This window comes from Enterobacter hormaechei subsp. hoffmannii, assembly GCF_001729745.1.
GTDB classification, from domain to species: Bacteria; Pseudomonadota; Gammaproteobacteria; order Enterobacterales; family Enterobacteriaceae; genus Enterobacter; species Enterobacter intestinihominis.
The window spans coordinates 1,424,038-1,445,874 of sequence record NZ_CP017186.1 but is presented as its reverse complement, the minus strand read 5'-3'; the positions used below and the strand labels follow the sequence as shown (position 1 = coordinate 1,445,874).

16 protein-coding genes are annotated in these 21,837 nt (G+C 58.8%); 8 read left to right on the top strand and 8 right to left on the bottom strand.

What is annotated here, in order from left to right; translation table 11 throughout:
* Positions 1 to 39: 39 nt before the first annotated feature.
* Genes gsiD through iaaA form a run of 5 tightly spaced genes read right to left on the bottom strand, consistent with a single transcriptional unit; the run spans position 40 to position 6,262 of the window.
* Positions 40 to 951 (bottom strand): glutathione ABC transporter permease GsiD, encoded by a 912-nt coding sequence (gene gsiD / locus BFV65_RS06755; RefSeq protein ID WP_032624585.1) that lies wholly within the window; start codon positions 949 to 951, stop codon positions 40 to 42.
* 1 nt (position 952) lies between these two features.
* Positions 953 to 1,873 (bottom strand): glutathione ABC transporter permease GsiC, encoded by a 921-nt coding sequence (gene gsiC, locus BFV65_RS06750; RefSeq protein ID WP_006809475.1) that lies wholly within the window; start codon positions 1,871 to 1,873, stop codon positions 953 to 955.
* 5 nt (positions 1,874 to 1,878) lie between these two features.
* Positions 1,879 to 3,417 (bottom strand): glutathione ABC transporter substrate-binding protein GsiB, encoded by a 1,539-nt coding sequence (gsiB, locus tag BFV65_RS06745; RefSeq protein WP_069596390.1) that lies wholly within the window; start codon positions 3,415 to 3,417, stop codon positions 1,879 to 1,881.
* 23 nt (positions 3,418 to 3,440) lie between these two features.
* Entirely contained in the window at positions 3,441 to 5,312 is a 1,872-nt protein-coding gene (gsiA, locus tag BFV65_RS06740) for a glutathione ABC transporter ATP-binding protein GsiA (protein WP_069596389.1), read from the bottom strand.
* An 11-nt stretch (positions 5,313 to 5,323) separates the two neighbouring features.
* Complete coding sequence (gene iaaA, locus BFV65_RS06735) at positions 5,324 to 6,262, bottom strand: beta-aspartyl-peptidase (protein WP_069596388.1); 939 nt, start codon at positions 6,260 to 6,262, stop codon at positions 5,324 to 5,326.
* 189 nt (positions 6,263 to 6,451) lie between these two features.
* On the opposite strand from iaaA, the gene moeA reads away from it, so the two are divergent.
* Together moeA and moeB are read left to right on the top strand one after the other, a co-directional pair.
* Entirely contained in the window at positions 6,452 to 7,684 is a 1,233-nt protein-coding gene (gene moeA, locus BFV65_RS06730; protein ID WP_069596387.1) for a molybdopterin molybdotransferase MoeA, read from the top strand.
* Between the two features lies 1 nt (position 7,685).
* On the top strand, positions 7,686 to 8,438 hold the full coding sequence (gene moeB, locus BFV65_RS06725) for a molybdopterin-synthase adenylyltransferase MoeB (protein WP_038415730.1): 753 nt from the start codon (positions 7,686 to 7,688) through the stop codon (positions 8,436 to 8,438).
* Between the two features lie 98 nt (positions 8,439 to 8,536).
* On the opposite strand, the gene fsa is transcribed toward moeB, so the two are convergent.
* A complete protein-coding gene (gene fsa, locus BFV65_RS06720; RefSeq protein ID WP_032624911.1) occupies positions 8,537 to 9,199 on the bottom strand; it encodes a fructose-6-phosphate aldolase in 663 nt (220 codons plus the stop codon).
* 127 nt (positions 9,200 to 9,326) lie between these two features.
* Between fsa and BFV65_RS06715 the strand changes: the two genes are divergently transcribed.
* The 4 genes from BFV65_RS06715 (at position 9,327) to BFV65_RS06700 (ending at position 15,052) form a co-directional block, all read left to right on the top strand.
* On the top strand, positions 9,327 to 10,226 hold the full coding sequence (locus BFV65_RS06715; RefSeq protein WP_023305754.1) for a glycyl-radical enzyme activating protein: 900 nt from the start codon (positions 9,327 to 9,329) through the stop codon (positions 10,224 to 10,226).
* 4 nt (positions 10,227 to 10,230) lie between these two features.
* Positions 10,231 to 12,663, top strand: a complete 2,433-nt coding sequence (locus BFV65_RS06710; RefSeq protein WP_069596386.1) for a formate C-acetyltransferase/glycerol dehydratase family glycyl radical enzyme — start codon at positions 10,231 to 10,233, stop codon at positions 12,661 to 12,663.
* A gap of 166 nt (positions 12,664 to 12,829) precedes the next feature.
* Positions 12,830 to 13,645 (top strand): Cof-type HAD-IIB family hydrolase, encoded by an 816-nt coding sequence (locus BFV65_RS06705; protein WP_023299662.1) that lies wholly within the window; start codon positions 12,830 to 12,832, stop codon positions 13,643 to 13,645.
* Between the two features lie 150 nt (positions 13,646 to 13,795).
* Entirely contained in the window at positions 13,796 to 15,052 is a 1,257-nt protein-coding gene (locus BFV65_RS06700) for a DUF1479 domain-containing protein (RefSeq protein ID WP_069596385.1), read from the top strand.
* Here the strand turns inward: BFV65_RS06700 and BFV65_RS06695 are convergent.
* Positions 15,049 to 16,122 (bottom strand): LacI family DNA-binding transcriptional regulator, encoded by a 1,074-nt coding sequence (locus BFV65_RS06695; protein WP_045308530.1) that lies wholly within the window; start codon positions 16,120 to 16,122, stop codon positions 15,049 to 15,051. The genes BFV65_RS06700 and BFV65_RS06695 overlap by 4 nt on opposite strands.
* A 285-nt stretch (positions 16,123 to 16,407) precedes the next feature.
* Here BFV65_RS06695 and BFV65_RS06690 point away from each other — a divergent pair, with 285 nt between their 5' ends.
* Positions 16,408 to 17,709: an MFS transporter gene (locus tag BFV65_RS06690; protein WP_023299659.1), complete on the top strand. Its 1,302-nt coding sequence runs from the start codon at positions 16,408 to 16,410 to the stop codon at positions 17,707 to 17,709.
* Positions 17,710 to 17,726: 17 nt separating this feature from the next.
* A complete protein-coding gene (locus BFV65_RS06685) occupies positions 17,727 to 20,090 on the top strand; it encodes a glycoside hydrolase family 31 protein (RefSeq protein WP_069596384.1) in 2,364 nt (787 codons plus the stop codon).
* 91 nt (positions 20,091 to 20,181) lie between these two features.
* On the opposite strand, the gene BFV65_RS06680 is transcribed toward BFV65_RS06685, so the two are convergent.
* On the bottom strand, positions 20,182 to 21,777 hold the full coding sequence (locus BFV65_RS06680; protein ID WP_023299657.1) for an ABC-F family ATPase: 1,596 nt from the start codon (positions 21,775 to 21,777) through the stop codon (positions 20,182 to 20,184).
* Between the last annotated feature and the right edge of the window lie 60 nt (positions 21,778 to 21,837).

The following is a 21,837-nucleotide window of genomic DNA, read 5'->3' as shown; positions in this document are numbered from 1 at the left end:
GGGAGAGGGTTAGGGTGAGGGGTAAGTTCCTGCAAAAACCTACCCCTTAATCCGCGGATCCAGCGCGTCGCGCAGCCCATCCCCCAGCAGGTTAAACGCCAGCACGGTCAGGAAAATCGCCAGGCTCGGGAAGATCGCCACGTGCGGGGCGATCACCATATCCGCCCGCGCCTCGTTCAGCATCGCGCCCCACTCCGGCGTCGGCGGCTGTGCGCCTAACCCCAGAAACGACAGGCTGGCCGCCGAGATAATCGACACGCCTATGCGCATGGTGAAATAGACCACGATAGACGAGACCGTTCCCGGCAGAATATGGCTGAACAGGATAGTGGCATCGCCGGCTCCCATGCTGCGGGCCGACTCGATAAAGGTCTGCTGCTTCAGCACCAGCGTGTTGCCACGTACCAGGCGCGCGAAAGCGGGAATCGTGAATACCGCCACGGCGATGATGACGTTCGCCATGCCGCTGCCCATCACCGCCACCACGGCAATCGCCAGCAGAATACCGGGAAAGGCAAACAGCACGTCGCAGATACGCATGATGATGCGGTCCCACCAGCCTTCGTAATACCCGGCCACCAGCCCCAGCACGGTGCCAATCGCTGCGCCCATCAGCACCGCAAAGACCCCGGCCGCCAGCGAGATCTGCGCCCCTACCAGCACGCGGCTGAAAATATCGCGCCCGAGCGAGTCCACGCCAAACCAGTGCATCATCGACGGTCCATCGTTCAGCCGGTCGTAATCGAAGTAATTTTCCGCATCAAACGGGGCTATCCAGGGGGCGATAATCGCCACCAGGATCAGCAGTAACACAAACAACCCGGCGACCATAGCGACGGGCTGACGACGGAATCGACGCCAGAACTCAACCCACGGGGTGCGAATATGGTCCGGCCTGATCCCCGGCATAGCGTTTAAAATGGCCTGGCGACGCCAGTTCAGTAATCGCATCTTACTTATACCTGATGGCCGGGTTAATGGCGGCGTACAGCACATCCACCACTAAGTTGATAAGAATAAACTCCAGCGAGAAAAGCAGAACTTCAGCCTGAATAACCGGATAGTCACGCATATCGACCGAGTCGACCAGCAGGCGCCCCAGCCCCGGCCAGTTAAAGACCTTCTCAACCACGATAGAACCGCCCAGCAGGAAGCCGAACTGTAGCCCCATCATCGTGACCACCGGGATCATCGCATTACGAAAACCATGCTTCAGAATGACCCATTTCTCACTCACCCCTTTTGCCCGCGCGGTGCGAATGTAATCTTCGCTCAGCACGTCGACAAAGGAGGCGCGGGTGAAACGGGCCATCACTGCCGCAACGGCTGCGCCAAGCGTCATAGAGGGCAGAATGTAGTGCTTCCAGGTGTCGGCCCCGACGGTGGGCAACCAGCCCAGCTCGACGGAGAAAATCTGCATCAGCAGCATACCCAGCGCAAACGCCGGGAAAGAGATACCGGTGACTGCCAGCGCCATACCGAGCTTATCCGGCCAGCGGTTGCGCCAGACGGCGGCGACAATCCCCGCGCCCAGGCCAAACACAACCGCCCAGCTCATACTGGCAATCGTTAACCAGAAGGTGGGCATAAAGCGGCTGGCAATCTCCTCCGACACCGGACGACGCGACACCATCGAGATGCCGAAATCGCCCTGAAGGACATTGCCAATGTAGCGCAGAAATTGCCGATACAGCGGCTGATCAAGACCGAGCTGTTTACGCACCAGTTCGATAACCGTGGCATCCGCTTCCGGTCCGGCAATCAAACGCGCCGGATCGCCGGGCAGCATGTGGACAAACAAAAACACCAGCACGGCCACAATCAGCAGCGTCGGGATAAGCCCCAGCAGGCGTTTACACACATAATTCAGCATGAGTTTTATTTTAGATCCGCGTCGTCAAAGCTAAAGCCCGTATCCGGCATGATGTAAAAACCGGTCAGCGCTTTATTGTGGGCTGAGACCAGTTTTTCCACCACCAGCGGCACCCACGGCGACTCTTTCCAGATAATGTCCTGCGCCTCTTTGTACAGGCGCGCTTTCTCTTCCGGTTTGGTGGTTTTCAGGGCATCGGCCAGATCCTTATCCACCTGCGGATTACTGTAGAACGCGGTATTGAACAGCGTTGGCGGCCAGTTCTGGGAAGCAAACAGCGGCGACAGGGACCAGTCCGCTTCACCGGTTGAAGCCGTCCAGCCGGTGTAGAACATCCGCACGCCGCTCTCTTTCTGTCCTTTGCCTTCCACTTCCGCCGCGCGCTGTCCGGCATCCATCGCCGTGACCCTGGCTTTAATGCCCACCTGTGCCAGCTGCTGCTGGGTAAATTGCAGCACCTTCTGCGCGGTACTGTGGTTATGCGACGACCACAGCGTGGTGCTAAAGCCGTTCGGATAGCCCGCCTCTTTCAGCAGTTCCCGCGCTTTCGCCGGATCGTACGGCCACGGCTGATAGCTCTGCGCGTACTCAATGGTTGGCGGCATCACGCCCGTCACCGGGGTGGCGTAGCCTGCAAAGGCCACCTTCACCAGTGCCTGGCGGTTAATGGCGTAGTTGATGGCTTCGCGCACCTTCGGGTTATCAAACGGTTTCTGCGTGACGTTCATGCTGATGTAGCGCTGCATAATCGACGGGCTGGCCACCAGCTCCAGCTTGCTGTTTTTCGCCAGCAGCGCTGCCTGTTCGTAGGGGATCGGGAAGGCAAACTGCGCTTCGCCGGTTTGCAGCATCGCGGCGCGGGTATTGTTGTCCACGACCGGCCGCCAGGTGAGGGTATCCAGCTTCGGCAGCCCCGGCTGCCAGTATCCGGCGAATTTCTTCACCTTCACATAATCGGTCTGGTTCCAGGTAAGCAGTTCGTACGGTCCGGTCCCCACCGGGTGGAAGCCAATCTCTTTGCCGTATTTCTTCAACGCCGCAGGGGAAATCATCACCGTCGCGGGATGCGCCAGGATATTGATAAATGCCGAGAACGGCTCTTTGAGGGTGATCTTCACCGTCGCCGGATCAACCACCTCGGTTTGGGCGATATTTTTATACAGGTTATAGCGCTTAAGACCGTTTTCCGGATTGCTGGCTCGGTCCAGGTTGACCTTAACCGCCTCGGCGTTGAAGTCGGTGCCGTCCTGGAACTTCACGCCGGTACGGAGCTTAACGGTATAGACCAGCCCGTCGTCCGACACGGTATAGCCTTCCGCCAGCACGTTTTTCAGCTTCATCTCGCGGTCCAGGCCGAACAGCCCCTGGTAGAAGGATTTTGCCACCGCCTGAGAAAGGGTGTCGTTAGCATCATACGGATCCAGCGTCGTGAAGTTAGACCCCACAGCCACCACCACGTCTTTCGCCGCGATCGCGGGGGCGGCGGCCAGCGCAGCCGTCACGCTCGCGGCAAGCAGCCATTGACGAGCAACAAAAGGAACCATTGTGTTCTCCTGCCTGTTGTAAGTTATAACCGCGAGAATGCATTGCCCTGACGCGGGGGTGCGACAAAATGACCGGGACCGACTTCACGCAGCGCCACGCGCTCCAGAGTTTCGCCCCGTTTACGAATATTGCTCGGCATTTCGTCCTGCAACAGCACGCGCTGGGCGTGACGATGCTCAGGATCGGCAACCGGTACGGCGGCCATCAGCTTGCGGGTGTACGGATGCTGCGGGTTTTCAAATACCGCCCGACGGGGGCCAATTTCAACAATTTGCCCCATGTACATCACCGCCACGCGATGGCTGATCCGCTCAACCACCGCCATATCGTGAGAGATAAACAGAAACGCAATGCCCAAATCCCGCTGTAAATCGAGCAGGAGATTGATGATTTGCGCGCGGATGGAGACATCCAGCGCTGACACGGACTCATCCGCAATCACCACTTTCGGATTCAGGGCCAATGCCCGGGCTATGCAGATACGCTGTCGCTGACCGCCAGAAAATTCGTGCGGATAACGCCAGGCATGCTCCGGTTTCAGGCCCACGCGCTCCAGCAGCCACGCGACGCGGCGCTGCGCGGCTTCACCGTCGAGCAGGTTGTGCACCCGCAGCGGCTCCATAATCGAGTACCCCACCGTATGGCGCGGATCGAGCGACGCATAAGGATCCTGAAAAATAAACTGAATATCCCGGCGTACCGCCTGCAATTTACCATTGGGGAGTGTATCGATGCGCTCACCGTTGAAGGTGATGCTCCCCTCCTGCGGCTCAACCAGCCTGAGCAGCGCCCGCCCGGTGGTGGATTTACCGCAGCCGGACTCCCCCACCAGCGCCAGCGTTTCGCCCGGCCAGAGATCAAAACTGACGTATTCAACCGCATGCACTTCGCGCTTCACGCGGTTAAGGATCCCGCTGCGCAGCGGGAAACGGGTCACCAGGTCACGCACTTCGAGAATTGGCCTGCCGGGAACTACCGTATCCTGCTCGGTTTCGTCTTCCTGCTGGCCCTGTTCGGTCTGTGAGATCAGCGGAAAACGGCGCGGAAAATCACTGCCATTCATGGCCCCCAGACGCGGGACCGCCGCCAGCAGCGCTTTGGTATAAGGATGCACCGGCGCATGAAAGACCTGCTCCACCGTGCCGGTTTCCACGGCATTGCCCTGATGCATAACCAGCACCCGATCGGCAATATCCGCCACCACCCCCATATCGTGGGTGATGAAAATCACCCCCATCTCCATCTCCTGCTGCAACACCTTAATCAGTTGCAGGATCTGGGCCTGAATGGTGACATCCAGCGCCGTGGTGGGTTCGTCCGCAATGAGCACCGCCGGACGGCACGACAGCGCCATCGCAATCATCACCCGCTGGCGCATGCCGCCGGAAAGCTGATGCGGATAGCGGGACAAAATCGCGTGCGCCTCAGGGATACGCACCAGCTCCAGCATCCGTTTTGCTTCATTGAGCGCCTCATCACCGCTCAGTCCCTGATGCAGGCGGATAGATTCGGCAATCTGCTCGCCCACCGGAAAAACCGGGTTCAGGGAGGTCATCGGCTCCTGAAAAATCATCGCAATATCCGCCCCGCGCACCCTCTGCATCCGGGACGCGCTCAGCTCGTTGAGATCGATAACCTGACGGTTGCGACGGCGCAACAGCATCCGCTCGCTGGTGACCTGCCCGCCCGTCTGCTCAAGCAGACGCATCAGCGCCAGCGCGGTAACGGATTTACCGGAACCTGATTCGCCAACAATCGCCAGCGTCTCGCCGCGCCTGAGCGAAAACGATAAATTCTGTACTGCAGGGATGAACTGCCGCTCTTCCTGAAAGGCAATATTCAGTTGGTGGACAGCCAGCACTTCGCAGTTGTCCAGCTCTTTACTGTGCGGCACGCAATGCCCCCTTATTCACGATAAATGCCTGTGCTGGGCGCATCGCCGGCATACCCCCACGCCCGGTACATCCCTTCACTGTTGAACGGCAGCGCCACGTTGCCCTCCCGATCTACCGCGATTAAGCCACCTTCCCCGCCCAGGGCTGGCAGTTTCTCCATTACTACCCGCTCGCAGGCCTCACTCAGGCTTAATCCGCCGTAATCCATTAGCGCGGTAATGTCGTAGGCCGCCAGCGCGCGGATAAACACTTCGCCGGTTCCGGTGCATGACACCGCCGCCGTGGCGTTATTAGCGTAACACCCGGCCCCCGGCAGCGGACTGTCGCCGACGCGTCCGGGAAGCTTGTTGGTCATACCGCCTGTCGACGTCGCGGCGGCGAGGTTACCGGCTTTATCCAGCGCCACCGCGCCTACCGTGCCCATTTTTCTGCGTTCATCGAGCGGCGCGGCATGGTCCAGCTGCGTCATCCCCGCTGTACGGGCCTCCAGCAACTGCCGGTAACGCTCCTCGGTGGAAAAAAGATCGGGCGAGACCGTATCCATCCCGTGCTCGACGGCAAATTTCTCCGCCCCCGCCCCGGCCAGCAGCACATGCGGGCTTTGATCCATCACCAGACGCGCGGCCAGCACGGGATTGCGCAGTCGGCTGACGCCTGCCACCGCCCCCGCTTTCAGGGTGATACCGTCCATCACGCAGGCATCCAGTTCATGCGTTTCATCGCGCGTAAAGACCGAGCCAATACCGGCATTAAACAGCGGACACTCCTCCAGCAGGCGCACCGCTTCGGTCACCACGTCCAGCGCGCTTTCGCCCGCTTCCAGCATGCGCTGGCCTGTTTCCACAATGGCGTTCAGCGCATCAATATAACGCTTCTCCTGCTCGGGACTGAGCTGTGCACGGGTGATTGCCCCGGCACCGCCATGAATTGCGATAACCGCTTTACTCATTTCGCATCACCCATCAGCCTGGCTGGCTGCTTTTTCTATAAATATCATTATCGTCGACGAATCTTCAGATGATTTTTGAATATAGAAAGACGCAACTGTGATGTAAAGCTTACACCCATCGGGTCATACAGTTAGCCGCACTTTTCTGCCATAATGAGCGCTTTCGTTGTTACTCCGCAGGAGCCCACCATGGATTTTACCGCCGGACTGATGCCGCTTGAGACGGCACTCTCGCAGATGCTTGATCGTATTACTCCCCTGCACGACGTTGAGACGCTGCCGCTTGTGCGCTGTTTTGGCCGTATTGCCGCGCGCGATATCGTCTCGCCGCTGAACGTGCCGGGGTTCGATAACGCGGCGATGGACGGCTATGCCGTACGTCTGGCGGATTTGCAAACGGGTCAGCCGCTGCCGGTGGCAGGTAAAGCCTTTGCCGGGCAGCCGTTCAACGGTGAGTGGCCAGCGGGCACCTGCGTGCGCATTATGACCGGCGCGCCGGTGCCAAAAGGCTGTGAAGCCGTGGTGATGCAGGAAGAGACCGAACTAACGGACGACGGCGTGCGTTTTACCGCCAGCGTCAAAGCGGGACAGAATATCCGCCACATCGGGGAAGACATTACCCTCGGCGCAACGGTCTTTGCCGCCGGGCAAAAACTGACGGTCGCCGAACTGCCGGTGCTGGCATCGCTTGGCATCGCGGAGATTGACGTTGTCCGCAAGGTACGCGTGGCGGTGTTCTCCACGGGAGACGAGCTACAGCTTCCGGGTCAGCCGCTGAACGAGGGGCAGATTTACGACACCAACCGTCTGGGGGTGCACCTGATGCTTGAGCAACTGGGCTGCGAGGTGATTAACCTCGGCATCATTCCTGACGATCCGGAGAAACTGCGCACGGCGTTTATCGACGCGGACGCCTCTGCCGACGTGGTGATCAGCTCCGGCGGCGTTTCGGTTGGCGAAGCGGATTACACCAAAACCCTGCTTGAAGAGCTGGGTGAAATCGCCTTCTGGAAGCTGGCGATTAAACCGGGCAAACCGTTCGCGTTTGGCAAACTTCCGCACAGCTGGTTCTGTGGCCTGCCGGGTAACCCGGTCTCTGCCGCGCTGACCTTCTACCAGCTGGTGATCCCGCTGCTGGCGAAGCTTTCAGGCAACAATGCCGACCCGCTGCCGGAACGTGTGCGCGTGCGGGCGGCAACGCGCCTCAAAAAATCTCCGGGCCGTCTCGATTTCCAGCGCGGCATTCTGGCGCGCAACGCCGATGGCGAGCTGGAGGTGAGCACCACCGGGCATCAGGGTTCGCACATCTTTAGCTCCTTCAGCCAGGGTAACTGCTTTATCGTGCTGGAGCGCGATCGCGGCCACGTTGAGGCGGGCGAATGGGTTGAAGTGGAACGCTTTAACCACCTGTTCGGAGGCTGACATGACGGTGGAACTGAGCGACCCGGAGATGATGCGCTACAACCGCCAGATCGTGCTGCGTGGGTTTGATTTTGAGGGTCAGGAAGCGCTCAAGGCGGCCAGCGTGCTGGTTGTCGGCCTTGGCGGGCTGGGCTGCGCGGCGGCGCAATATCTGGCTGCGGCGGGCGTCGGCCGCATGACGCTGCTGGATTTCGATACCGTGTCGGTGTCGAACCTGCAACGCCAGACGCTGCACAGCGACGCGACGGTTGGTCAGCCGAAAGTGGAATCTGCGCGCACGGCGCTGGCGCGAATTAACCCCAACGTTCAGTTCACCCTGATTGACGCGATGCTGGATGACGACGCGCTGTTTGCGCAGATTGCACGGCATGACCTGGTGCTGGACTGCACCGATAACGTCGCCATTCGCAACCAGCTCAATGCGGGCTGCTTTGCCCATAAAACGCCGCTAATTTCCGGCGCGGCCATCCGCATGGAGGGGCAAATCAGCGTTTTCACCTACGCTGAGGGAGAGCCCTGCTACCGCTGCCTGAGCCGTCTGTTTGGCGAGAATGCGCTGACCTGCGTCGAGGCGGGCGTGATGGCGCCGCTGGTTGGGGTGATTGGTTCCTTGCAGGCGATGGAGGCGATTAAGGTGCTGGCGCATTACGGCACGCCCGCCGCGGGCAAAATCGTGATGTATGACGCGATGACCTGTCAGTTCCGCGAGATGAAGCTGATGCGTAATCCGGGGTGTGAGGTGTGCGGAGGTTAAACCCTGCTGCGGCCTGATGCCCTCACCCCGGCCCTCTCCCACAGGGAGAGGGAGAAAATCGTAGGCCGGGTAAGCGTCAGCGCCACCCGGCAACAGCATCAAATAGACGTCCGCCCAAACGCCCCCTGCCAGTCCTGCTCAAACTTCACAATTGCCGCATCTACTGCCGGAGAGGTAATAAACTGCTGCGCCACGTCCAGCGGCAGCGTGATGGACTCGCACCCTGCCAGCAGGCAGTCCAGCGCCTGGCGCGGCGTTTTAAAGCTCGCGGCTAGCACTTTTGACTGCGGTGCATGCAGCGTCAGCAATTGTTGCAGTTCAATCACGGTCTGGATCCCGTCCCCGCCCTGCGCGTCCACGCGGTTTACATAAGGGGCCACATACTCAGCACCCGCCAGCGCGGAGAGCATCCCCTGCGCTGCGCCGTATACCGCGGTACCCAGGGTCGGGATCCCTTCTGCTTTCAGCATTTTGATCGCCGCCAGCCCTTCAGCGGTCACGGGCACTTTCACCACCAGGTCATTGATTATCGCGCGCAGCTTACGTGCGTCTTCCACCATCCCCTCGGCGGTCTTCGCCATCACCTGAGCGAACAGCCGGCCCTTGCCGCCCAGCGCGTCGTGCAGCGCGGGCAGCAACTCTTCCAGGGGGGTTTTACCCGCCGCCACAATGCTTGGGTTAGTGGTCACGCCCGCCAGCGGGAAGATACGCGCCAGCTTTTTGACTGCCGCAACGTCGGAAGTGTCGAGATAAAGTTCCATGATGTCACCCTCAAAATTAGCCTGCATTTACCCTATCACGAGAAAACCTGCTCATGAATTGACCCATATCAAGATAACTTTCATTCGAAAGTAATTTAATCTTCATATGTAATTAGAGGGCAAAAAAATGATCTTCAACATACAGCGTTACTCCACCCACGACGGCCCCGGTATTCGAACCGTGGTGTTCCTGAAAGGCTGCTCGCTGGGCTGTCGCTGGTGCCAGAACCCGGAAAGCCGCTCCCGCACGCGGGACGTCCTGTTTGACGCCCGTCTGTGTCTGGACGGCTGTGACCTGTGTCAGCAGGCCGCGCCAGGGTGTGTTGAACGCGCGCTGAACGGGTTGACCATCCATCGTGAAAAATTAAGTGAAAAGACGCTCACTGCCCTCACCGACTGCTGCCCGACGCAGGCGCTTACCGTCTGCGGTGAAGAGAAGCAGGTGGAGGAGATTATGGCCACCGTGCTGCGCGACAAGCCCTTCTACGACCGCAGCGGCGGCGGGATCACCCTTTCCGGCGGCGAGCCGTTTATGAATCCTGACCTGGCGCACGCCCTGTTTAAAGCCAGCCATGAACAAGGCATTCATACTGCGGTTGAAACCTGCCTTCACGTGCCCTGGCATTATATCGAGCCTTCACTGCCGTATGTCGATCTGTTCCTGGCGGACCTGAAACATGTCGACGGCGAGGTGTTCAAGCAGTGGACCGATGGCTCTGCTAAGCGGATCCTGGACAACCTGAAGCGCCTGGCTACCGTCGGGAAGAAGATCACCATCCGCGTGCCGCTGATCCAGGGCTTTAACGCCGATGAAGCGTCGGTTACCGCCATTACCAACTTCGCCGCCGATGAACTCGGCGTCGATGATATTCATTTTCTGCCGTATCACACGCTGGGCATGAACAAATACACCCTGCTCGGCCAACCCTACTCTGCCCCTGACAAACCGCTGGATAACCCTGCCCTGCTGGACTTCGCGCAGCAGTATGCCTGCCAGAAAGGGTTAACCGCGACCTTACGAGGATAAACTTATGACCACCCTGAATCTCAACACCCTCAGCGAGCGCATCAAGGCGCACAAAACGGCTCTGGTGCATATCGTTAAGCCGCCGGTCTGTACCGAACGCGCGCAGCACTATACCGAAATGTATCAGCAGCATCTGGACAAGCCGATCCCGGTACGTCGCGCGCTGGCCCTCGCCCACCACCTGGCAAAACGTACCATCTGGATCAAGCACGACGAGCTGATTATCGGTAACCAGGCCAGCGAAGTGCGCGCCGCGCCGATCTTCCCGGAATATACCGTCTCCTGGATTGAGAAAGAGATTGACGATCTGGCGGACCGTCCAGGTGCAGGCTTTGCGGTGAGCGAAGAGAATAAACGCGTTCTGCATGAAATCTGCCCGTGGTGGCGCGGCCAGACGGTACAGGATCGCTGCTACGGTATGTTTACCGACGAGCAGAAGGGCCTGCTGGAAACCGGCATCATCAAAGCGGAAGGCAACATGACCTCAGGCGACGCACACCTGGCGGTGAATTTCCCGCTGGTGCTGGAGAAAGGGCTCGACGGCCTGCGCGCGAAAGTAGCCGAGCGCCGCTCGCGCATCAACCTGACGGTACTGGACGATCTGCACGGCGATCAGTTCCTGAAAGCCATTGATATCGTGCTGGAAGCCGTAAGCCTGCACATCAGGCGCTTCGCCGATCTGGCACGTGAGATGGCCGCCAGCGAAACCCGCGACAGCCGCCGCGACGAGCTGCTGGCGATGGCGAAAAACTGCGACATCATCGCCCACCAGCCGCCAAAAAGCTTCTGGCAGGCGCTACAGCTGTGCTACTTCATTCAGTTGATCCTGCAAATTGAGTCCAACGGTCACTCCGTCTCCTTTGCCCGTATGGACCAGTACCTTTACCCGTACTATCGCCGCGACGTGGAGTTGGACCAGAGCCTGGATCGCGAGCACGCCATTGAGCTGCTGCACAGCTGCTGGCTGAAGCTGCTGGAAGTGAACAAAATCCGCTCCGGCTCGCACTCCAAAGCCTCTGCGGGCAGCCCGCTGTATCAGAACGTCACCATTGGCGGCCAGAAGCTGGTCAACGGCGAGCCAATGGACGCGGTCAACCCGCTCTCCTACGCGATTCTGGAGTCCTGCGGTCGCCTGCGCTCCACCCAGCCGAACCTGAGCGTGCGCTACCACGCGGGCATGAGCAACGACTTCCTCGACGCCTGCGTGCAGGTGATCCGCTGCGGCTTCGGGATGCCAGCGTTTAACAACGATGAAATCGTCATCCCGGAATTTATCAAGCTCGGCGTGGAACGAGAGGACGCGTATGACTATGCGGCGATTGGCTGCATCGAAACCGCCGTCGGCGGAAAGTGGGGCTATCGCTGCACCGGCATGAGCTTTATCAACTTCGCCCGCGTGATGCTGGCAGCGCTGGAAGGCGGTCGCGATGCCACCAGCGGCCAGGTATTCCTGCCGCAGGAAAAAGCGCTTTCGGCCGGTAATTTCGGCAATTTCGACGAAGTGATGGCGGCGTGGGATAACCAGATCCGCTACTACACCCGCAAATCTATTGAAATCGAGTACGTGGTGGACACCATGCTGGAAGAGAACGTCCACGATATTCTCTGCTCGGCGCTGGTGGACGACTGCATCGAACGCGCGAAAAGCATTAAGCAGGGCGGCGCGAAGTATGACTGGGTTTCCGGCCTTCAGGTGGGGATCGCCAACCTCGGTAACAGCCTGGCCGCGGTGAAGAAGCTGGTGTTTGACCAGGGCGTTATCGGTCAGCAACAGCTGGCGGCGGCGCTGGCGGATGACTTCGAGGGGCTGACCCACGAGCAGCTGCGCCAGCGCCTGATCAACGGCGCGCCGAAGTACGGCAACGACGACGACAGCGTGGACCTGCTGCTGACCCGTGCCTACGAAACCTACATTGAAGAACTGAAGCAGTATCACAACCCACGCTATGGCCGTGGCCCAATTGGGGGTAACTACTACGCGGGCACGTCGTCTATCTCCGCAAACGTACCGTTTGGCGCAGCAACCATGGCGACGCCGGACGGACGTAAAGCGCACACCCCGCTGGCGGAAGGGGCAAGCCCGGCCTCCGGTACCGACCACCTCGGCCCGACGGCGGTGATTGGCTCCGTGGGTAAACTGCCGACGGAAGCGATCCTCGGCGGCGTGCTGCTTAACCAGAAGCTGAATCCGTCGACGCTGGAAAACGACAGCGATCGCCAGAAGCTGATGGTGCTGCTGCGCACCTTCTTCGAGGTGCATAAAGGCTGGCATATTCAGTACAACATTGTCTCGCGCGAAACGCTGCTGGAAGCGAAGAAACACCCTGATCAGTATCGTGACCTGGTGGTGCGCGTCGCGGGTTACTCGGCGTTCTTCACCGCCCTGTCACCGGATGCGCAGGACGATATTATTGCCCGTACCGAGCATACACTGTAAAAAAACGCCCGGTGGCGCTTCGCTTACCGGGCCTACATTGTCTCCCCTTAGGCCGGGTAAGGCGAAGCCGCCACCCGGCTTTCTGACTTTCATTCGAAATTAAATTTGTGCTCCCCGTCACCTTGTTATTAGAATGTTTCAAAACGCAGTGACCCAGGAGCACAGTATGACCGTAAAAGTTATCGTCACCGATATGGACGGAACTTTCCTTGATGATGCCAAGCAGTACGATCGTGACCGCTTCCAGGCACAGTTTGAGCAGCTTAAAGCCCGTAACATCGAATTTGTTGTCGCCAGCGGCAACCAGTATTACCAGCTCATCTCCTTTTTCCCGGAGCTGAAAGATCAGATCTCCTTCGTCGCGGAAAACGGCGCGCTGGTGTTCGACCACGGCGAACAGATTTTCCACGGTGAGCTAACGCGTCATGAGTCGCAGATCGTCATTGGTGAACTACTGAAAGACAAAGGGCTGAACTTTGTGGCCTGCGGGCTGGAGAGCGCGTACGTCAGCGATAAGGCTCCAGAAGCGTTCGTGAAGCTGATGTCGAAACACTACCATCGCTTAAAACCCATCAGCGATTACCGCGACATTGACGACGTGCTGTTTAAATTCTCCCTGAACCTGCCGGACAGCGATATCCCGAATTTGGTCGATAAACTGCATGTCTCCCTGGACGGCATCATGAAGCCGGTTACCAGCGGCTTCGGTTTTGTCGATTTGATTATCCCGGGCCTGCACAAAGCCAACGGCATCAGTCGTCTGCTGAAACGCTGGAAAGTCTCCCCGCAGGCGTGCGTCGGCATTGGCGACAGTGGCAACGATGCGGAAATGCTGAAGCTGGTGAAATATTCATTTGCGATGGGCAATGCGGCAGAAAGCATTAAAGCGGTCAGCCGTTACACTACCGACGATAACAACCATCAGGGCGCGCTGAATGTGATTCAGGCCGTGCTCGACGCCCACTCCCCGTTCGACGTCTGATCCCCTACCTGCCGGAGCCTCACTCCGGCCCCTTCACTCTTTTTCCATCCTGTGTCGCCCGTCAAGGTTTTAAACTTGCATTAACTTATTTTTAACTTAAAGTATCACTTGTAGACACTTTTACTTTCGAATGAAAGATGCGAGGCAGTTATGACCTTTACCAGCGAAACGTTGCCAGCGGACCACAAAGCGGCAATTCGTCAGATGAAACGCGCGCTACGGGCCCAGATCGGTGACGTGCAGGCAGTGTTCGACCGGCTTAGCGACAAAATCGCCGCCCGCGTGGCGGAAATTAATGCCCTTAAAAATAAAGGTGAATCCGTATGGCCGGTAATCCCCTTTACGGATGTGAAAAACGGTACGATCACCGCCGAACAGCGCGAAGCGGTTAAACGTCGCGGCTGCGCGGTGATCAAAAGCCACTTCCCGCGCGAGCAGGCGCTGGCATGGGATCAATCGATGCTCGACTACCTCGATCTGAATAAGTTTGACGAGGTTTACAAAGGACCCGGCGATAACTTCTTCGGCACCTTAACGGCCTCTCGCCCGGAGATTTATCCGATCTACTGGTCTCAGGCGCAAATGCAGGCGCGCCAGAGTGAAGAGATGGCACAGGTACAGTCGTTCCTGAACCGTTTATGGACATTTGAGAGCAACGGTAAGCAGTGGTTCGACCCGGACGTGAGCGTAATTTATCCGGACCGCATTCGCCGCCGCCCACCAGGAACAACCTCGAAAGGCCTTGGCGCACACACCGATTCCGGCGCGCTGGAGCGCTGGCTGCTGCCCGCTTATCAGCAGGTCTTTGCCCGCGTGTTTGACGGCAACCTTGAAAAATACGATCCGTGGAATGCTGCGCACCGTACCGAGGTGGAAGAGTACACGGTGGATAACACCACCAAATGCTCCGTGTTCCGCACCTTCCAGGGCTGGACGGCACTGTCGGACATGATCCCCGGCCAGGGGCTGCTGCACGTGGTGCCGATCCCGGAAGCGATGGCTTACATTCTGCTGCGTCCGCTGCTGGACGACGTGCCGGAAGACGAACTGTGCGGCGTGGCGCCGGGGCGCGTGCTGCCGATTTCTGAGAAGTGGCATCCGCTGCTCATCGAAGCGTTGACCAGCATTCCCGCGCTGGAAGCCGGTGATTCTGTCTGGTGGCACTGCGATGTGATCCACTCGGTCGCGCCGGTGGAAAACCAACAGGGCTGGGGCAACGTGATGTATATTCCTGCCGCGCCGATGTGCGAGAAAAACCTCGCCTACGCGAAAAAGGTCAAGGAAGCGCTGGAAACCGGCGCGTCACCGGGAGATTTCCCGCGCGAGGATTATGAGAAAAGCTGGCAGGACCGTTTCACCGTGAACGATCTGAACATCCACGGCAAGCGCGCGCTGGGCATGGCTTAACTGTCGTAAAGCCCTTCCCGCTCAACGGCGGTGCGTCGTTTTCCCTGACGTATCCGCCGTACCGATTCCCGCACGGCCAGCGTGCCGTTTAGCAGCAATGTTCCGACCGGCGCGTCCGGGCGCATCAGCCGCTGCTGGAGCATATATACCGCTTCTGTTCCCAGCTCATCGCGCGGGACATGCACCGCCGTCAGAGGCACATCCTGAATCGCCGCGAGATTAAAGCCGTCGATGCTCATCACCGAGACATCCTGCGGCACGCGCAGACCGTGTTTTTGCAGGGCGCTGATGGTCCCCGCCGCCATAAAGTCGCCGCCCACCAGGAACGCCGTCGGCAGATCTTTCCCTTTTTGCTGGTGAAGCCACTCACTCACCAGCTGCTCCGTCTCTTTGGCGCTGAAGCTTGGCACCATCAGCAGATCGCGCCGGTCGCTAAACCTGAGGTTATGGCCGTGCCACGCGTCGCGGATCCCCGACAGGCGCAGCTCCATGGTATAGCGACGCAAACACAGCACATTCATCACCTCCCGGTGCCCCATCTCGAACAGGTACTCCGCCGCCCGCTCGCCAATGGCGCGGTGATCCGGCGCGACGGCGGGCAGGCGCATGTGGCGGTCCCGGCAGTTAATCAGCATGCAGGGTTTGCCCACGTCTACCGCCAGATCGTGGATATGCGGATCGTCGATACCGAGGAGGATCGCCGCCTGGGTGTCCACTTCGTTCATGCGGGCCAGAAACAGCTGGGCGTCGCTGTCGTTCTCCTCCAGCGCACAATAGCGCAGGCGAACCTCGTGCGAAGCCAGCCCTTTGCTCACGCTCTGGATGACGCGGTAGTAAAAGATGTCAGACCGCTCGTCAAACGCCCGCTGCGGGGCAAACACCATCAGGCTGTTAAGCAACAGACGCCCCGCCGCCATGCCCTCTATTACCCCCAGCTCCCGCGCGCATGCCAGCACCATTGCCCGTGCTTTTTCGCTGGTGTTTGCCTTCCCCGCCAGCACGCGGGAAACGGTGCTGATGGAGAGCCGGGTACGGGCGGCGATTTCGGTGATTTTAAGCCTTTTATCCATTTTGTGATCTGGCTCCGGATGTGAAATGAAAAAATTTTCACAACATCTTTATCAGGTAATAACTTGCGAGAAGGCCATAATGCCGAAAATTAAACCTCGGTTATGAGAAAGTTTGCACAAAATCCACTATTTCCTGCTCAATTTCTCTCTTAAGGTGAACCTGTCACACAACTTCCATACTAGTTGTATAGCAGCTTAGCACTCTAAAACAGATAACTTTCAAACGCCTGACGCTGTGTGACACCTGAACCTTTGTCCCTTACCGTCCGTCTTGTGGAGAAGAAAATGAGTCAGGACATCAACAACACCGTTGCGACAAGCAAAACCCGTCGCGTCATTAAGAATCTGCGCTGGTACGTACTGGTGCTGTTTCTTCTTGGCGTGACCGTAAACTACATTACCCGTAACTCGTTAGGTATTCTCGCCCCCGAGCTGAAAGAGAGCCTTGGTATCACCACCGAGCAATACTCGTGGATCGTCGGCGCGTTCCAGATCGCCTATACCATTTTCCAGCCCCTTTGCGGCTGGCTGATTGACGTTATCGGCCTCAAGATTGGCTTTATGGTCTGCGCCGGGATTTGGGCGCTGATGTGTATCTTCCACGCAGGTGCCGGGAGCTGGCTGCATCTCGCGATCCTGCGCTTCTTTATGGGCGCGTCCGAAGCCGCCGCCACGCCAGCGAACGCCAAAACCATCGGTGAATGGTTCCCGAAATCAGAGCGTCCTGTTGCCGCCGGTTGGGCGGGCGTGGGCTTCTCCATCGGTGCGATGCTGGCTCCGCCAATCATTTACTTCGCTCATGCGTCGTTCGGCTGGCAGGGTGCGTTTATGTTTACCGGCGTGCTGGCGCTGCTGTGGGTGATCCTGTGGTGGATCTTCTATCACAACCCGGAGCAGCACCCGAACCTGAGCCGCGACGAGCTGGCGTTTATCAAACAGGATAACGAACCCGCACCGGTCAGGCTGCCCTTTCTGACCGCGCTGAAAACCGTCTCGAAGAACAAACGGTTCTACGGCATCGCCATTCCGGCCTTTATGGCGGAACCCGCCTGGGCGGTGCTGAGCTTCTGGGTGCCGCTTTACCTCGCCAAAGAGCACGGCATGGATTTGAAACAGATCGCGATGTTCGCCTGGCTGCCGTTCCTCGCCGCCGACCTCGGCAGCGTGGCGAGCGGCTACCTCACCCGGCTTTATACCCGCTGGTTCGGCTGCACCCGCGTCAACTCGGTGGTGGCAAGTTCAGTGACCGGCGCGTTTTTGATGATTTCTCTGGCCGTTGTGGCCGTGACCCGCGACCCGTATATCACCATCGTGCTGATCTCCATCGGCGGTTTCGGCCACCAGATCATCTCCTGCATGCTGAGCGCGCTGGTCGTGGAGTCGTTCGACAAGGGCCAGATGGCGACGGTTAACGGCATGCGCGGCTCGGCGGCGTGGATCGCCAGCTTCCTGTTCTCCCTTTTGATTGGGGTGACCGCCGACAAAATCGGCTTCAACCCGCTCTTTATCGCCATGGGCTTCTTTGACCTGATTGGCGCTTTCTTCCTGGTGGCATTTATTGCTGAACGTCGCGCCAAGCGCGCCTGATAGTGGATGTATTGCATATGAAAACCCTGAAAAACTGGACCATCGATACGCAGTCGGCGAATCATCTGGAACTGCTGGTGGATAACCAGCACCGTCTGTGCCTGTATGTGCTGGAAGAGAATCTGTTCCGCGTGCTGATCAAGCGTAAAGGCCAGCTGGCGCTGGACCGCACCTGGAGCATCGCGCCGGAACAAGACGTACCGTGGGAAGGCCGCCGTCGTGACGATGTCAGCGGCTTCACCTGCCCGGCCTGGACACTGACGCAGCAGGGCGATGCGTTAACCGTAGCGACCGAACAGCTGCGCGTCACCGTCCACCAGCCCCTGTGGCTGGAGTGGCACTACCGCAATGAAGCGGGCGAGTGGCACCCGCTGGTTAACGACCGTCCCACCAGCGCCTACCTGCTCAATGCCCACGGTGACGGCGTGGCGCACTATCTCAGCCGTCGCAAGGATGAACGTTTTTACGGTCTGGGTGAGAAAGCGGGGGATTTACAGCGTAACGGCAAACGCTATGAGATGCGTAACCTGGACGCGATGGGCTATAACGCCGCCAGCACCGATCCGCTGTACAAGCACATCCCGTTCACCCTCACCCGTCGCGATGACGTGAGCTACGGCCTGTTCTACGATAACCTGAGCAGCTGCTGGCTGGATCTGGGTAACGAGATCGACAACTATCACACCGCCTACCGCCGCTGGCAGGCGGAAGCGGGCGATATTGACTACTACCTCTTCACCGGCAAGCGCGTGCTGGACGTGACGAAAGCCTTCGTGCGCCTGACGGGGAAAACGCTGTTCGGACCGAAGTGGAGCCTGGGCTACAGCGGCTCAACCATGCACTACACCGACGCGCCGGACGCGCAGGACCAGCTGATGAACTTCATCCGCCTGTGCGATGAGCATGCCATTCCGTGCGACTCGTTCCAGCTCTCCTCCGGCTATACCTCGATTAACGGCAAGCGCTACGTTTTTAACTGGAACTACGACAAAGTGCCGCAGCCGAAGGTGATGAGCCAGGCGTTCCACGACGCGGGGCTGCGGCTTGCGGCAAACATCAAGCCGTGCCTGTTGCAGGATCATCCCCGCTACGGCGAAGTGGCGGAACGCGGCCTGTTCATTCGCGATTCAGAAACCGATGCGCCTGAACGTTCCAGCTTCTGGGATGACGAAGGATCGCATCTCGACTTCACCAACCCGCAGACGGTGCAGTGGTGGCAGAACGGCGTGACCACGCAGCTGCTGGAGATGGGCATCGACTCCACCTGGAACGACAACAACGAGTATGAAGTGTGGGACGGGGAAGCGCGCTGCTATGGCTTCGGCCAGGAGATCGCCATCAAGCATATTCGCCCGGTGATGCCGCTGCTGATGATGCGCGCCTCGCTGGAAGCACAGCAGCGCTTTGCGCCGGATAAACGTCCGTATCTGATCTCCCGCTCCGGCTGTGCCGGAATGCAGCGCTACGTTCAGACCTGGAGCGGCGACAACCGTACCAACTGGGACACCCTACGCTATAACATCCGCATGGGCCTGGGCATGAGCCTCTCCGGACTGTTCAACGTCGGTCACGACGTCGGCGGTTTCTCCGGCGACAAGCCGGATGCCGAGCTGTTCGTGCGCTGGGTACAGAACGGCGTGATGCATCCGCGCTTTACCATCCACTCGTGGAATGACGATCGCACCGTGAACGAACCGTGGATGTACCCGGGCGTGACCCCTGCGATTCGTAGCGCCATTGAACTGCGCTATCGCCTGCTGCCGTACCTCTACACCCTGCTCTGGCAGGCGCACGCCGACGACGAGCCGATGCTGCGCCCGACCTTCCTCGATCATGAGCACGATGCGCAGACCTTTGAAGAGTGCGACGACTTCCTGCTGGGCCGTGACCTGCTGGTGGCCAGCGTCGTCGAAGCCGGGCAGCGCGAGCGCCGCGTCTGGCTGCCGGATAACGAAACCGGCTGGTACGATTTTTACACCCACGCGTGGTATGCGGGCGGGCAATCGATCGTCCTTGATGCGCCGCTGGAAAAGCTGCCGCTTCTGGTGCGCGCAGGGGCCGGTTTGCCGCTCAGCGAACGCATCCGTCACGTGAGCGCCGATAAAGACGATACCCGCGAGCTAAAACTGTTCCCGGTGAAAGGCGTCGGCACCACCTCCGGGCTGCTGTTTGAGGATGACGGCGAAAGCTGGGGCTACCTGAACGGCAATGCGCTGTGGGTGGAATGGGAGATGGTGTGCGACGGCGCAAGTATCAACCTGAAGGTGAATGCGCGCGGCGACTATCGTCCGGCATGGAAGGCACTGAAGGTGTCGTTACCGACGGGGGAAAAACGTACGCTGCGGGTGAACGGGGTTGAAGGGGGCGAGTGGGTGGTTTAGTACGTCCTGATGCCCTCACCCTAACCCTCTCCCACAGGGAGAGAGGATAGAACGTAGGCCGGGTAAGGCGAAGCCGCCACCCGGCTATTTTTTAACTCTCGATACCTTTACTGCGCAGGTAATCTTCGTAGTTACCGGTGAAGTCCACCACGCGCTCTGGCGTGATTTCGATCACGCGGGTCGCCAGGGAGCTGACGAACTCACGGTCGTGAGAGACGAAGATCAGGGTGCCCTGATACATCTCCAGCGCCATGTTCAGGGATTCGATCGATTCCATATCCAGGTGGTTGGTTGGTTCGTCCATCACCAGGATATTCGGTTTTTCCATCATCAGCTTGCCGAACAGCATACGGCCCTTTTCACCACCGGAGAGCACTTTGGCGGGCTTTTTGATGTCGTCCTGGCTGAACAGCAGACGCCCCAGAATGCTGCGTACCGCCTGCTCGTCGTCGCCTTCCTGCTTCCACTGGCTCATCCAGTCGAAGACGGTCAGATCGTTTTCGAACTCATATTCATGGTCCTGCGCGTAGTAACCAATCTGCGCGTTTTCAGACCATTTCACGGTACCGTTATCCGGTTGCATTTCGCCCACCAGAGTTTTCAGCAGGGTAGATTTACCCACGCCGTTGGCGCCCAGGATAGCAATCTTCTCGCCCACTTCCAGCAGCAGGTTGAAGTTTTTGAACAGCGGGCCTTCATCGAAGCCTTTGGTGAGGGCTTCCACTTCCAGCGCGTTACGGAACAGCTTCTTGTCCTGCTCGAAGCGAATGAACGGGTTCTGACGGCTGGAGGCTTTTACCTCTTCGAGCTTGATTTTGTCGATCTGACGGGCACGCGACGTTGCCTGGCGCGATTTAGAGGCGTTAGCGCTGAAGCGGCTGACGAAGGATTGCAGGTCCGCAATCTGCGCTTTCTTCTTGGCGTTGTCGGCAAGCAGACGTTCACGCGCCTGGGTTGCCGCCGTCATGTACTCATCGTAGTTGCCCGGATAAACGCGCAGCTCGCCGTAATCCAGATCCGCCATGTGGGTACACACCATGTTCAGGAAGTGACGGTCGTGCGAGATGATGATCATGGTGCTGTCGCGATCGTTCAGCGTCTGCTCCAGCCAGCGGATGGTGTCGATGTCCAGGTTGTTGGTCGGTTCGTCGAGCAGCAGGATGTCTGGATTAGAGAACAGCGCCTGCGCCAGCAGCACACGCAGCTTCCAGCCTGGCGCAACTTCGCTCATCGGACCATAGTGCTGTTCAACAGGAATGCCGACGCCCAGCAGCAGTTCGCCCGCACGCGCTTCCGCAGAATAACCGTCCATTTCGCCGTACTGCGTTTCCAGGTCGGCCACTTTGTAACCGTCTTCTTCGCTCATCTCAGCGAGACCGTAGATACGATCGCGCTCCTGCTTCACTTCCCACAGCTCCGCATGCCCCATGATCACGGTGTCGAGCACGGTGAACTCTTCGAAGGCGAACTGATCCTGACGCAGCTTACCGATACGCTCGTTCGGGTCGAGCGACACGTTGCCCAGCGTCGGCTCCAGGTCACCGCCGAGGATCTTCATAAAGGTGGATTTTCCGCTACCGTTGGCACCAATCAGGCCGTAACGGTTGCCGCCGCCAAATTTGACGGAAATATTTTCGAACAGCGGCTTACTGCCAAACTGCATAGTGACGTTGCTGGTAACTAACACGGAGAGATTCCTGCGAAAAGTGTGATAAACGCGGCATTATGCCACAATTCCGAATTGAGA